This window comes from Methanolobus sp. ZRKC5, assembly GCF_038446525.1.
Lineage (GTDB): Archaea > Halobacteriota > Methanosarcinia > Methanosarcinales > Methanosarcinaceae > Methanolobus.
This window is the reverse complement of the sequence record NZ_CP151792.1, coordinates 86,662-100,388: the sequence shown is the minus strand read 5'-3', so window position 1 is coordinate 100,388 and position 13,727 is coordinate 86,662. Positions and strand designations below refer to the sequence as shown.

The 13,727-nt window shown below is 37.7% G+C and carries 12 protein-coding genes; 4 read left to right on the top strand and 8 right to left on the bottom strand.

Features of this window, described 5'->3' with window-relative positions; all coding sequences use genetic code 11:
• Nucleotides 1–40 precede the first annotated feature (40 nt).
• The gene (locus WN948_RS00400) at nucleotides 41–406 is read left to right on the top strand and encodes a hypothetical protein (RefSeq protein WP_342304993.1); all 366 of its coding nucleotides are present in this window, start codon (nucleotides 41–43) and stop codon (nucleotides 404–406) included.
• Here WN948_RS00400 and WN948_RS00395 read toward each other — a convergent pair.
• Nucleotides 396–1,175, bottom strand: a complete 780-nt coding sequence (locus WN948_RS00395; RefSeq protein WP_342304992.1) for a winged helix-turn-helix domain-containing protein — start codon at nucleotides 1,173–1,175, stop codon at nucleotides 396–398. The genes WN948_RS00400 and WN948_RS00395 overlap by 11 nt on opposite strands.
• 200 nt (nucleotides 1,176–1,375) lie before the next feature.
• Here WN948_RS00395 and pncB point away from each other — a divergent pair, with 200 nt between their 5' ends.
• Nucleotides 1,376–2,584: a nicotinate phosphoribosyltransferase gene (gene pncB / locus WN948_RS00390; RefSeq protein WP_342304991.1), complete on the top strand. Its 1,209-nt coding sequence runs from the start codon at nucleotides 1,376–1,378 to the stop codon at nucleotides 2,582–2,584.
• A 275-nt stretch (nucleotides 2,585–2,859) separates the two neighbouring features.
• Here pncB and WN948_RS00385 read toward each other — a convergent pair whose 3' ends face one another.
• The 4 genes from WN948_RS00385 to WN948_RS00370 all read right to left on the bottom strand — a co-directional run bounded on the left by WN948_RS00385 (nucleotide 2,860) and on the right by WN948_RS00370 (nucleotide 8,549).
• Complete coding sequence (locus WN948_RS00385) at nucleotides 2,860–4,314, bottom strand: IS66 family transposase (RefSeq protein WP_342306434.1); 1,455 nt, start codon at nucleotides 4,312–4,314, stop codon at nucleotides 2,860–2,862.
• 201 nt (nucleotides 4,315–4,515) lie between these two features.
• Complete coding sequence (locus WN948_RS00380) at nucleotides 4,516–5,460, bottom strand: IS5 family transposase (protein ID WP_342304534.1); 945 nt, start codon at nucleotides 5,458–5,460, stop codon at nucleotides 4,516–4,518.
• A gap of 623 nt (nucleotides 5,461–6,083) precedes the next feature.
• Complete coding sequence (locus WN948_RS00375) at nucleotides 6,084–6,629, bottom strand: cohesin domain-containing protein (RefSeq protein WP_342304990.1); 546 nt, start codon at nucleotides 6,627–6,629, stop codon at nucleotides 6,084–6,086.
• 18 nt (nucleotides 6,630–6,647) lie between these two features.
• Nucleotides 6,648–8,549: a LamG-like jellyroll fold domain-containing protein gene (locus WN948_RS00370; protein ID WP_342304989.1), complete on the bottom strand. Its 1,902-nt coding sequence runs from the start codon at nucleotides 8,547–8,549 to the stop codon at nucleotides 6,648–6,650.
• A gap of 596 nt (nucleotides 8,550–9,145) precedes the next feature.
• Between WN948_RS00370 and WN948_RS00365 the strand changes: the two genes are divergently transcribed.
• A complete protein-coding gene (locus WN948_RS00365; RefSeq protein ID WP_309309010.1) occupies nucleotides 9,146–9,352 on the top strand; it encodes a TRAM domain-containing protein in 207 nt (68 codons plus the stop codon).
• 240 nt (nucleotides 9,353–9,592) lie between these two features.
• On the opposite strand, the gene eif1A is transcribed toward WN948_RS00365, so the two are convergent.
• The 3 genes from eif1A to WN948_RS00350 form a co-directional block, all read right to left on the bottom strand.
• Nucleotides 9,593–9,931, bottom strand: coding sequence for a translation initiation factor eIF-1A (gene eif1A / locus WN948_RS00360; RefSeq protein ID WP_342306505.1), 339 nt, complete (start codon nucleotides 9,929–9,931; stop codon nucleotides 9,593–9,595).
• Nucleotides 9,932–10,214: 283 nt separating this feature from the next.
• On the bottom strand, nucleotides 10,215–11,507 hold the full coding sequence (locus tag WN948_RS00355) for a DEAD/DEAH box helicase (RefSeq protein WP_342304987.1): 1,293 nt from the start codon (nucleotides 11,505–11,507) through the stop codon (nucleotides 10,215–10,217).
• Nucleotides 11,508–11,701: 194 nt separating this feature from the next.
• A complete protein-coding gene (locus tag WN948_RS00350; RefSeq protein ID WP_342304986.1) occupies nucleotides 11,702–12,967 on the bottom strand; it encodes a DUF2254 family protein in 1,266 nt (421 codons plus the stop codon).
• A 434-nt stretch (nucleotides 12,968–13,401) separates the two neighbouring features.
• On the opposite strand from WN948_RS00350, the gene WN948_RS00345 reads away from it, so the two are divergent.
• Nucleotides 13,402–13,725, top strand: a complete 324-nt coding sequence (locus WN948_RS00345) for a Rieske (2Fe-2S) protein (protein ID WP_342304985.1) — start codon at nucleotides 13,402–13,404, stop codon at nucleotides 13,723–13,725.
• The last annotated feature ends 2 nt before the right edge of the window (nucleotides 13,726–13,727 follow it).

Sequence of the window (13,727 nt, the reverse complement as noted above, 5' to 3'; positions counted from 1 at the left end):
AGTATAATAAATTATAAACTAAAAGAGTTTAGGTGATAATATGGCAAGAGAACTTTCCCCTAAAGATATAGTAGTGTTAAAAAAAGTCGCTCCTGAGTGTGCAGGACTTGAATGTACAGGTTCAAAAGCACCATATAAGTCCATACTTCCACCTCTTGCAAACCATTATGCAAAAAATGAAGAAGACTTCAAGACCCGTTTGTCCGCCCTGGATGACGATGATCTGGAATACCTGTTATCACTTATAAGAACAGGTGAAGAGAGCCTTGGGTGTGTGCAACCTCATTACATGACACTGTTCCTTGAGCTGATCGAAGAAAGAATGGGCACGGAAATTGCAGAAGAGATCATGGCAATATACACGAAATGGAACGAGTGTAAAAATATTACCGATATTAGCTTTTGATGAGTTTTTCATAAAGCTCAGCCATTCCTTTTAGGGTGACATGACCTTTTCTAGTAATCATATAATCCCCCCGCTCGGTCCTCTGCAGGATCATACCAGTGTCCAGCAATTTCTGAATATGGAAAAGAAGATTTCCTCCACGCAGACCAGTGATCTTTGAGAGTTCAGAAAAGCTTTTTGTATCAGAGTTTACTGATTTGAGAATTGCCAGGCGTTGCTTATTGGCAAGAGGCTCACATACTTCCGTGACAATATCATCTGATATGGTACTGATGTCTATGATGGCTCTGTTGCTCGAATCTTCATTGTGGGTCCTGTTGAATGAGCGTATCAGTTCCATCTGTTTATCAAATATAACGGACGCGCTCTTTATGCAGTTATCGCAATTATCAGTGACCGCGAAACCCTTAAGCTCATTGAACCGTTCCTGGAACGAAACAAGGGACCCCTCAGTAACTTTATCCTCCATAAGAAGCAGGGCCAGTTCCTGAAGAAGATCAGAGAATGCATTTTTACAGACATCTTTGTTATCGCATTCCATACAAAAGTTTTCTTCAACTGTCTTTTTTGTATCCTCAATCATATAGTGTATAACAGGTCGTGACAGGTCACCTTTCATTTCCATGAACATGGCATCCATACTACGATGATTAGAGCGTTCAAGTACTCTGTTAACATCCTTTTTTAAGGAAATTATCTCAGACCGCAGGTTTTCAAACTCCTGCAAGTACATACCGTTTTGATCTCCTTTCAGAATATTACTACTCATGATGAATACCTTCTTTATTTAGAATTTTCTGTACATAATTATAACATGAAACTATATTAATCTATACTGAACTGAATTATTATCATATATTTAGTACTTGATAGAAAACACAAGCAAACATGATATATAGATAAAAGGTATACGAAAGTAGGAAGGCTATATAGCGATTACTTGTTAATAATTAAAAAGGAAGAAACAACTTGATTTGCTCAATACTGGACAATGATCTTTACAAACTTACAATGCAGATGGCTATCCTTGAGCTTTTTCCGCAGGCATCTGCAGAATATCGTTTTACCAACAGAGGTGACCAACGCTTTACAAAGCAATTTGTTGAAGAACTTAGAAGGATCATTGATGAAGACATACCGAAACTCAGCCTGACAGATGATGAATACATCTGGCTGAGGGCTGAATGTCCATACTTCAAACCCAGTTACGTCGAGTATCTCAAAAATTATCGTTTCGATCCATCAGAAGTAAGTGTCCAACTAACTGAGAATGCAGATCTTGATCTGACAATAAAAGGTCCCTGGCATAGCAGTATTCTGTGGGAAATAATCCTCATGGCTACTGTTTCAGAACTCTATTTCAAGATGATAGAAACAGACTGGGTAGATTCAGAATACGGCAATGGTTCGGGTTATAGCAATCTCCTGAATGAGTATGAAAAGCTTATAGTGAGCAATGCTAAAGAGCTTGAGCAGAACAGTTGTGGTTTTTCAGAGTTTGGAACACGCCGAAGGCGGAGTTTTGAAATACATGACCTTGCTGTCAGGATACTTCATAAGTGTAAAACATTCACTGGCACAAGTAACGTGTACCTTGCTAAAAAATATGGTGTCAAACCAACAGGCACTATTGGCCACGAATGGATAATGGGAACTTCAGCACTTATAGGACTGCGCAATGCAAATCTGTTCGCATTGGAGAGTTGGGTCGATGTTTACAAGGGAAATCTGGGAATTGCACTTTCTGATACATTTGGATCAGAACCATTTTTCAGAAATTTCAATCTGAAACTTTCCAAGTTGTATGATGGTGTTCGCCATGACAGTGGAGATCCTCTGAAATTTGCCGACAGGGTCATACAGCACTATGAAAAAATGGGTATAGACCCACTGACAAAAGTTGTTATTTTCAGTGACTCACTTTCCGCTTCAGATGCAATAGAGATAAAGAAGAAGTGTGAAAGTCGGATTAACTGCATATTCGGAATTGGGACAAGCATCACTAATAATCATGAGTTCTTCAGGTCCAGTCCACCTCTTAATATGGTAATAAAACTTCACAGCATTAATGATATACCTGTAGTGAAGTTAAGTGATGATGAAGGAAAAGAAACCGGGAATAAAGATGCTATCAGAGTAGCGAACTACATTTTTGGACGTAAAGGACTTGATGAATAATTATTATTTCTGGTGTGCTAAATTATATGAGTGAAACCGGAAATAAGCCCAAGTGAGATCATCAGGAACAGATACAAAAGAAATAGAATGAAAATTCTCTTTATTTCAATAGATGTGCTCTTCTTCATACTATTTCACCAGCGAAATAACTGGTTACTAACTATATAAACATTATGAATTAATGTAATATTGTGCATAATATATTTCATAATAGTTCTTTTTATGTAACTATTCAGCCTAGCTCACTTCCACCAAGCTGATTTCTTCATCCACGATCAATTCTGCAACTTTGGAACAAATGAATTGCCATAAAATATTGCACTAATTGCATCGATAACAGATTCAGAATTCTTATTAACAGTAGACACGTATCCTCTTATACGGCAGAAATTTTTTGCACCCTGTTCACTGCGGAAAGTACCTGATATCTTCTGCTGTACTTTCGTCATTCTGATATCTCTTTCAGCCTGATTGTTATCAAACGGAACGTTTTGGTCGTACATAAATCGCAAGATATCCTCTTTATGGCCAATAAACCTATCCAGCAAATTCTTTACCGTGGTCTGCTTCTTACGTCCTCGTTTTTTAGACCGCACATTTGATTCCGGATCAGGAGGATTTTCATTCACTCCTAAACAAGTTATGTGATCATAATCCTCACTGAACCTTTGAATTAGCTCAGTATCTAAAAGATCATTATCAACATGATGTTTAATGCATATCAAGAGATCACTCATTATCTTTGGCCACTGTTGATCACTGTTTTCGGAAGCTCCAGTTAACTCTCGTAATAAATGTGCATTACATAATGAATGTTGACATTCATATTTGTTGTACGGTTTCCAAAAATCATGTGTTGCAACACCAGTGTAACCTGGTAATATGCCCATAGCATCCATTGCTTCTGAGCCCCTTTTGCGATGTGCAAAATAATAGGTCAGTTTGTCTGTACCTGCCACATGAAGCCAATTACGAACTGCATTTATTCTCATTCCTGTTTCATCCAGATTGATGACAGGAGATTCTTTCAGGAGATGTTTCACTGTATTTTCAAAAGCTCCAAGCTTCTCAAAACAACTACGTTCCGTGTTCACCAAAGTAGCAGGACTTATCTTGCATCCCAAAATATCAGAGAACAACTTGGTAACACGCTGATAAGGAAGTAATTGGTAAGTGTGCAAATAAACTGCAAATGACTTAACTCGATGACCGTATTGAGTCGGCTGAGTTACACCATCTGGAAAAAGAGCTTTGTTTACATGAGAACATTTGGGACATGTTTTAATCTCGCAACGATGTTCAATGCAATTGATAGTTATAGGAGGAATGTCAAAGACCTGTCTTCTTTCATAGTCAGAGGGAACAGAAGCTAACGATCTCCCACAATTGACGCATTGATTAACAGGATGAACAATAACTTCATCCGGATCATCATTTATTCTTAATGTAGTACCAGGATGACCGTTTTGACCACCTACATGCTTATTGGTCTTTTTTCTTTGACTTTTAACGGTTGGTTTATTCCGTGCATAAGAATCAGTAGAAGGTGGTTTGCTACTGTTGCGACTATTCTTTTCAAGCATTTCTTCCAAATGCCTGACACGCTCTTCAAGTTGTGCAATTTGGAGAGATTGATGTTCAATTATCCCAAGTAATCGAGTTACAAGTTCTACTACTGCTTCTGGACCAGCTTCATAAACTGCAAGTATTTCTTCGCGGTCTATACAAATCCCCTCAGATTGATAGACGTTTTTTATGATATTTTACTGAATATTTTTTAACACATAGAATGAAGCCATAGTATAGAGGATTTCGATATTCCCTCATTTTAGATCATTAAAGTATTCAAACTCAATTATATCCTCTCATTTTTTATCATTTTGTTTAATTTCTCTTCATTAATCCTTATTTTTAGTATAGCTCCCGCTATCCTAAATTACTCCTTTGGTTTTTAGTGTCCTCAATTGATGCAGATTAAAACAAAAAGCTGTCATCAACATTTTTGCATTCACTCTTTCTACAGTTGTAACAAGAACCTTTCTGGTTTTAAATATTTCTTTTGTCACTGCATACACTCTTTCGCAAGGGACTCTTTTCACACTTATTCTTTCATTTCTGAGGATATCCATTATTCCTAAAGGATGTCCTCTTACAGCTCGTTGCATTGTTGCTGCAAAACCTTTTGCTATTGCTCCAAAATATCCTTTATCTCTATACACCACTTCACCCTTTTCAGACAGATCAACCTGTGAATCGTGAAGTGATGCAGTTGTTGTCTCAAATCTTCTGATTAGTTCATAATCCTTATCAATAATTGTATGAAGTTTGTATCCAAAGTGAGATTTACCATTTTTCTTAGTCCAGGTTCCATCTTTGCTTCTTCTTGTTTTCGCATCTTTTCCTCTGAGTACATCTGCTTTTGCATGTCCTGGATCTGAGTGAATAAAAGTTGCATCCTGGATCATTCCTTTTTTAATCTTCAAACCAAGAGCATCAAGCTGATTCTGCATTTCATCCCACACCGCTTTTTCTTTACCATTGTCGATAATTCTCTTCCTGAATGACCAGACAGTTGTACTGTCTGGTACATATTCAGGAAATCCCAGGAATTTCCTAAAGGATATCCTGTCAATACACTGCTTTTCAAGCTCAGCATCAGAAAGACCATGCCATTGTTGCAGAACAAGCATCTTGAACATTACAATAACATCAGCTTCAGGCCGTCCGCCTGAAGCTGTTCTGTTTATGTACATTGACTCCAGAATAGGGCGAAAAGGCTTCCAATCTACTAAATATTCAATTTCAGCAAGCTTATCTCCGACAGATTGGAGACGCTTATATTCTTCATTTAAGGTAAAATCAGTAAAAGAATCCATAATAGTAAATTTGCTTTGCTATTATTTAAATTTTATTAAATTGTATGGGTATTGATGGTAGTTTATCGAAATCCTCTATATTGTTTTTTGCATCATTAAAACAGTCAGGCTGAATAGTTACCTTTTTATAATTGCTTAATCTAAAAAATATAGTTATGTATATATTGTAATAATGCAGGATAGAATAATCAGATATGAACTATATGGGGGGTTTAACCCCCCTAAAGACAATAACCCATCAACAAACATAAGCCCGGGCCCCCGCCCATACTCCACTTACGTTTTTAAGGATTAAATGCGGATTTGCAGATATTACCTTAATATAAGGCAAAGTCTGAGGGGATAATTCGATGAAACCGAGATCTCCGCATTCGTACTTTTTCGTTTTTCCGTTTTTCATATGTTTGTTGAGTAAAAAGTACTACTTTTTTAAACTATATGAATATATCTATATTTAGATATATCATCATAATGATGAAAATTGATCTTTAAGAGCAAATTCAATCCATCATAAAGATTGACAAATGAACCGATTTTATCAGATACAGAAATACCTTCATCTTTACTTGAAGTTTCCAGATAGAGAAAAAAATAGAAAAAATAGTGAATCTTTTTATTTCATTTCACTTTTCTTTTTTTCGCTTGATTGCAAACAACGCCATGATGAGTGCGCTTATTACAAGCATACCTGCACCCCTATAACCTGCATCCTCAGTCTTATCAGTAACACTAAAAGTCCCATCCATGGTTGTTGTGATTACTTCAACCCGTCCTATATCATGCACTGAAATATCCCCAAGTGCCAGGGGACTTGATGAGCCGGTGTCGCCAATCACTTCAAAAGAGACAACTGCAATCGGGCCATTACCACTAATTCCTGATGCATCTGCCAGAGCAATGATGACCTCGCCATCATCAACCGTATTTGACTCAATGTACGCATTTATACCAAGCTTACCAGTATCGACCCCTGTGGCCTGTAAAACCTCGCTATCGTAACTCATAACAATGTCCATACTTCCAATATCTGTCGCGCCTTCAAGACCTATTGGAACCTCCACAATAGCTCCATTCTCACCTGTAGTATCGCTTACAATGAGAGTCAAACTGCTCGCTGAGGCAAACGATATAAGAAATGCCAAACTAATCAATATTAAAACTTTTCTCATTCTTTCAGCTCCTTATTTTTATTCATCTCCTACAACATTCTTCAAAATTCTTCTGGCATCAAAAGAGGTCACACTTCCATCCCCATTTACATCCATGGCCAGGTCTTCTGGAATCTTACCTACAGACATTTGAAGTGCATAAAGTGCATCGAGAGCTGTGTGAACCCCATCCCCATCAGCATCACCTATACTTTCGTCCATTCCTACCACATTGAATAGACCATCATGAGTTTGAATCTCCACTATTTCATCATCATCCCTGTTAGCTGAGATGGTAGTTATCTCAAGATCTGACGATGACCCTTCTGACCCTATAATATTAAAATTAACATAGGCTATCGATCCGTCCCCACCAAATCCGTTCTTATCAGCCAGACTTATCTTTATGGTCCCGTCCAAAATATTGTAATCGAACAGGGAATTTGTTGTTAAACCACCTTTGATGACCTCAGTGGCTTCAAGGACAGAGGGATCATAGCTCAGAGACATATCCATGTTTCCGATATTTTCATACGTTCCCTTCAGTGTCAATGGTATCTGTACACTGCTCCCGCTTGATTTACTACGGGATTCAAAGATCAAACCTGAGACTTCAATCGTGGAAGGAGGTGTGATATCAACTGTTGAAGGAGGTATACTATCTCCTGCGGGTGGAACCATTTCCCCTCCATAGAGAGAACTGATCTCACTTTGGGTCAGCGCGTAGTCGTATATCCTTACCTCATCTATGAGACCATCAAAATACGCACCAAACGAAGGATTAGAACCAATATTGATTGCATCCCATCCCATTCCAAGGCTACCTTCTTCTTCATACATGACATCGTCTACATAGAATTTCACAGTTCCTGCATCCTGATCGTAGACCACTGCCAAAAATGTCCATTTATCAGTTGTGACTGTCTGGTATCCCAGAACACTTCCAGAACCACTAAATGCTGACCATCCAAGTCCCCCTCCACGTGCATCGATATCTATTGTACGATCATACCCTCCATTATCGTGTGAAATGACTGTCCCTCTTGAATCACTGTTCGATCTTACCCAGAGTGCTATGGTTGCCTGTGGCATCACGTCTGGATTTATATTGATAGGTACGGAAACATAATCCTCCATACCATCAAAATCCAGTGCATTTCCACCTATTCCTGAAACAAAGGTAGCACCATTGTTTGTTCCATCATTTCCATTTCCTGAATAGTCCATTGTGTCTTTATCAAATGGATAATAAGCTACAAGCCCCGGTTCAGAGATGGATGGACCAGTAGGTGTTGATGTAATATCTCCAGTCGAAGGCTCTATCCCCCCTTCATAAATGGAGTTTATCTCACTTTGGGTTAGTGCGTAATTGTATATTCTAACCTCATCTATAATACCATCAAAATTAGCACCATATGATGGATTAGAGCCAATATTGATTGCATTCCATCCAGTTCCAAGGCTGCCTTCTTCTTCATACATAGTACCATCCACATAAAACTTCACAGTACCTGCATCCTGATCGTAGACAACTGCAAGGAATGTCCATTTATCCGTTATGACTGACTGATACCCCAGAACACCTCCAGAACCACTAAATGCTGACCATCCGAGTCCTCCGCCACGTGCATCGATGTCTATTGTACGATCATATCCTCCATTATCATGTGAAATGACAGTTCCCCTTGAATCACTGTCTGATTTCACCCAGAGTGTCATAGTCACCTGTGGCATTACATCTGAATTTATGTTGATTGGTGCGGAAACATAATCAGCCATTCCATCAAAATCAAGCGCATTTCCGCTCATTCCTGAGACAAAAGTGGCACCATTGTTCGTTCCATCATTTCCATTTCCTGAATAGTCCCTTGTGTCCCCATCAAATGGATAGTACGCCACAAGTCCTGATTCAGATACAGCGGATGCGATTGTTGCAGACATCAAAATTAACAGTAACCCAATAACAACAATACTAAAGATTTTATTGTAGTAACACTTCATTTTTATACCTCGTTAAATATTACCAGTTCTATAATCCCGTTTTGAAATTAAGAAAATCAATATCATCGTTTTTGTTGTGAAGGGCAAAGCTCAGACATCTCAATATGAACAAAGTTAATACTATATAGGCAACTAAAACAAAGTACTGCCAACTTTAGGATATGTCTAACACCAAAATCAATGAAATTATACCCACTCAATTTAAACATTTAGAGTTCCCTATAAAATGGCAGGTGCTGGATTAATATAAGTTTATCGACATTTATGTCGAGTCATTTATATTAATTCATTCCAATATAACGAGTATGCACATCGCTTTGAAGTCATCAAATTATCAGCAATATTCCAAAAAACCAACAACCAGCACAACGTTTATATAGAAACAAACCTATGTGAAAGTGCTTTACAATAAGACTGTAATTCGCTAAACGTATTGACATTAAATGGCATTTACTTAAACTGTAGATTTCTATTTTGCATTATGTTTTCAGCTTACTCAGATCTTTTAAGCTAACCAAAAAGGAAGTGAATTTAAAATGTTTAACAGAAATGAAACCACAGCACCTGTAGATGCCGGAGAGACATACGACGTAACAATCGAAGACCTTGCAAGAGAAGGAGACGGAATTGCAAGAGTAAGCGGATTTGTAATCTTTGTACCTGGAACATCAGTAGGCGACGAAGTAACCATCAAAGTAACAAAAGTAATGAGAAAGTTCGCATTCGGCGAAGTTGCTGAATAAGCACAATACTTTTTCATATGAAGTATCTTTAAATGATACTTCGATAACCTTTTTTTAATTATATTCAACATTACTTTTTCTATATTATCAAGTAATTACTACTGAATAGTTTTACGTTTAATGTTATAACTAATCAAAATAGTTTTATGTTGTAACTAATCAAAAAATAGTAGCTATTCAAAATCAAATACAAAATGAATAAAAAATAGATATCAGAAAAGATGAATAATTAAATTCATCTCATCCAAGGAAGCCTTTACGCTCCAACCAGTTAACCTGAGGACGAGTATACTTCCATATAACATCAGCTTTTGAATCCTGGATCTCCCAAGGAGTTGCTATAACGATGTCGCCTTCACGGACCCACATTCTTTTCTTCTTTGAACCAGGAATCCTTCCCATACGGACCACACCATCCATGCATTGCAACCTTACCCTGTTTGCTCCAAGAAGACTTGAAACTGTTGCCAGAACCTCGCCATTCTCTTTGCGTGGAGTCCTAACCCTGACAACTTCCTGTCCATCAGGATTTCCACCCCTTGCATTACTTTTCCTTTTATTACTTCTATAATTAGCCAGATTAATACCTCAGTGCATGTAAAATGTTTTATTCCTACCTTACTCAAAACAAGATATTTACCAAAATGTTGTCTATGGATCTCACAACATTAGAAATATCCAATTTAAATAAAGCAAAATTTGACCAATCTCCGTTACTGTAAATAAAAATTTACTAGTGTAGTATGGCCATTTGATTCTATTTGTATAGATATGCTCAAACTATATAAGATGAATCGTATATTTCAGGGAGTTACCGAATCTTATCCGGTAACGATTATCCCTTACTTTAACTAGTTAAAAGTTACTTTTTTCCAGAAAGCATTAACTTGACAAGTCCGGCGGCAATGTCCATTGAGGTATAATCCTCCTCTGCCATCTTCTCCACCCAATGCATATGCTTTCCAAGGTGACCTGCATCAATAGTTTCCTTTACTTTCTTTGCAAGCATGTTCGCCTTGAAATCCTCAGCATCACTTCTTGTTGGAACCTTCTGGTTCTTTATTTTTGTCTTAGTGTACTTCTGGATGCTCTTAATCTTGTATATCTCCTTGGGAGTTACAAAAGTGAATGCTATTCCAGGCCTTCCTGCACGTCCCGTCCTTCCGATTCTGTGTACATAGGATTCCTCATCCTGTGGCATATCATAATTGAAAACTACTTCGATATTCTCAACATCGATACCACGGGCTGCTACATCAGTTGCAACAAGGGTCTCTATTTCCCCTTTCCTGAAACTTGCCATTACCTTCTCTCTTTGGGTTTGCTTCAGATCACCATGAATTGCGTCAGCAAGAAAACCTCTTGTTTTAAGGAGACTGACAAGTTCATCCACCTTTTTCTTGGTATTACAAAATACAAGAGATGATTTCACATCATAAATATCGATCATCCTGCAAAGGACATCAGGCTTCATATGATGCTTCACTTCAAAGTAGGATTGCTCCATGTTAGGTGCTGTGACAACTTTATGGATTGTCTTGACATGTATTGGATTATTTTGAAACCTTTTAGCTAATTTCATTATTGGAGCAGGCATTGTAGCTGAGAAAAGGATGGTCTGCCTGTCATCAGGAACACTGCTGAGGATGCTTTCAATATCCTCCCTGAATCCCATGTCAAGCATTTCATCAGCTTCATCAAGAACAACCATTTCCACGTTGTTAAGTTTTAATGTCTTGCGCTCGATGTGATCCATGACTCTTCCAGGAGTTCCAATCACTATATGAACACCACTCCTGAGAGCCTTTATCTGCCTGTCGATGTTCTGTCCACCGTACACTGGCAGTATCTTTGCCTTAGTGTATTTTGCAAGCTTGGTCAACTCATCTGCAACCTGATTTGCAAGTTCTCTTGTAGGACATAAAACAAGTACCTGAGTATTTCTGCTGTTAGGAGTTACCATTTCCAGAGCTGGTATCCCAAATGAAGCAGTCTTACCTGTACCGGTCTGCGCCTGACCGATGACATCCTTGCCTTCAAGGATATGAGGAATAGACTGAACCTGTATGGGAGTAGGTTCCTCAAAACCTAGTTCCTCAATTGCTTTTTCGAGATTTCTGGATAACTGAAGGTCTTTAAACGTTGATGATTCCATATTATAGTTCCTGTGATTATGTGGCCATCAATGCAAAACATGGGATGACGTCACATCATCTGGATTTGTTTTCAATTTGGCCCGCTTTAAGAATTAATGTTCCAAATTGTTTTGTAAAGCAAAACAAAAAAGAGCAGTGCTCTTGTAACAGTAGCAACGGCATTAAGCTTGTCGGTGATAATAGGCAAATAACATTATTCCAAACGAATTGATTGTGATATTTTCTCAGCCTTTCTGTAAAGTCGTTTATACTCAGGCGTTTCTATGAGTTCCATGGAAACCATTAAAGTATTCATAGAATCTGCCGCCTGAGAAGCTGATGATACTTGGCCACTTTCTGCTGCCTTTATACCAAGTTTGCCAATCCCATAAACTATATCTTCCACCATTCCGGGGTCTGTCTGCTTATTAATACATGAAAAGCCAATCGAAGCCAGGGAATCTATAACCTTTGAAGCTTCCCTGTTATAATCCTCATCCAAAGCCCCTTGACCAATATCAAAAAGATGGTTGATAACAGTGGACAGTACATCTCGCTGATGCTTCTCTGATGCAACTATACCAATCTGTTCAAGGGATGATGATGCCTGCAATACAGAATTACCAGGATCATTCTTTTCCAACTCTTTCCATAGGATCTCAAGGTTCCTTATCACAATAAATGTAGCATCTTCATCAGCATGATTTAAGGTGAACTTCCCAAACCTTGCAAGACGGGAAAAAATATAGTTTGCAATTGTTTTTTGTTCTGTGATTTCAAGATTACTGTTTGTGAATATCTCTTTGGTACGTTTACCTATGATATTTAGTCCGTTCCTTGTTGTTTCAAAATCATGTTTTAACAATGAACTACTGATTATATCGATAATTGGTTGTATGGGATCTTTTTCCAGAGTTCTGTCGGCATCTGAACTTATAGCTGTTGTTATATTCTTTGCATTCAGTTTCATTGCCTGCATATTTAGCAATGTTGAAGGCTTGAGCATGTTAAGTGTTCTTAACAGGTATGGGAACAATACTAAGAAAGAGTAAACACCTGAGTGAAATGCAAATGCTATTCTGAGCTGCATTTGACCTGTGCTCTTATCAGGTATGGATTTTAGAACGAACAAACAATAGATCATGGATACAATATAAATTACCATGAGAATCCAGAAATCCGGATTATATACTTTGAGAAGATCGATCATCCTCACAGAGTAAGAACCCGAAGCAAGTTCCACTGCCACCAGGCTCAGTGTGACAATTATAGCCATTATAGCTGCTTCACTCTGTATCAAGGCACTTATCATATAGCGTGCACTCGTCATATCATAAATGGGAGGTCCAAAAACCAGAATTATGTAGTGAAATATTACAAAACTGAATACGAACAGAAGAATGTAAAGAATGATCCGTGAAAACCACAGACGCAATACACCCAAAGAAATGTTTTCAGTATTTATTTTAGTTAGTAGCATTTTTAACTTCAGCTTAATTTCAATAAGATATTTGTGATCTAATCCAATATCATCAAAGATGATGGCACATTGTATATTAAGTTTATTTGTAACTATTCAGCCTACCACAATTAGCCTATTGATACTGATTTAATCAAAACGGAGATGTTTGCTCACTAACAACCTAAGAATCAAAAAAGCAATCAATGGCAACAATCAAAATTAATGATCCTAATAAAATGTAGGTCTCAACTTTTTGTCAAGATTGCTATTGATAGTGTTTTTATCAGGCTGAATAGTTACGTTTATTTTATGAACTTATGTAGTTTGGGGTTTACTTTTACGCCAATTATTTATAAGTGAATGACAGTGCATTTTATAGGAGTATAACTTACACTGAGTCCAATGCATGCAGACGAAGTTATACTTTGATGAAAAGACTATGGAGGTAGTTTATGGCTGAGTGGATATTTGCTATAGAAGAAGATAAATTAAAAGAAGAAAAAATAAAGGTCATCAAAACAGGGAATAAACAAATAGCCCTGATAAAGAAGGAAAACAAAGTATATGCAATTTCAAACGAATGTCCACATGAAGGATGTCCCCTTAAGAACGGGAGCCTAGAAGATTATACACTCAAATGTGCATGCCATAACTGGGGCTTTGACATTCGCACCGGAGAGAATATTGATACAGGCGAGTATATAGACATGGATGATCCAAAGGTTGAAACTTTTGAAGTACAAGTTGAAGACGGAAACATATCCATCTTTGTATGATT

Coding starts and splice junctions, on each gene's coding strand:
- WN948_RS00345 (WP_342304985.1), top strand. CDS start 13,402: ATGGCTGAGTGGATATTTGCTATAGAAGAAGATAAATTAAAAGAAGAA.
- WN948_RS00375 (WP_342304990.1), bottom strand. CDS start 6,629: ATGAGAAAAGTTTTAATATTGATTAGTTTGGCATTTCTTATATCGTTT.
- WN948_RS00380 (WP_342304534.1), bottom strand. CDS start 5,460: ATGGATTCTTTTACTGATTTTACCTTAAATGAAGAATATAAGCGTCTC.
- WN948_RS00350 (WP_342304986.1), bottom strand. CDS start 12,967: ATGCTACTAACTAAAATAAATACTGAAAACATTTCTTTGGGTGTATTG.
- WN948_RS00370 (WP_342304989.1), bottom strand. CDS start 8,549: ATGTCTGCAACAATCGCATCCGCTGTATCTGAATCAGGACTTGTGGCG.
- WN948_RS00355 (WP_342304987.1), bottom strand. CDS start 11,507: ATGGAATCATCAACGTTTAAAGACCTTCAGTTATCCAGAAATCTCGAA.
- WN948_RS00395 (WP_342304992.1), bottom strand. CDS start 1,175: ATGAGTAGTAATATTCTGAAAGGAGATCAAAACGGTATGTACTTGCAG.
- WN948_RS00365 (WP_309309010.1), top strand. CDS start 9,146: ATGTTTAACAGAAATGAAACCACAGCACCTGTAGATGCCGGAGAGACA.
- WN948_RS00400 (WP_342304993.1), top strand. CDS start 41: ATGGCAAGAGAACTTTCCCCTAAAGATATAGTAGTGTTAAAAAAAGTC.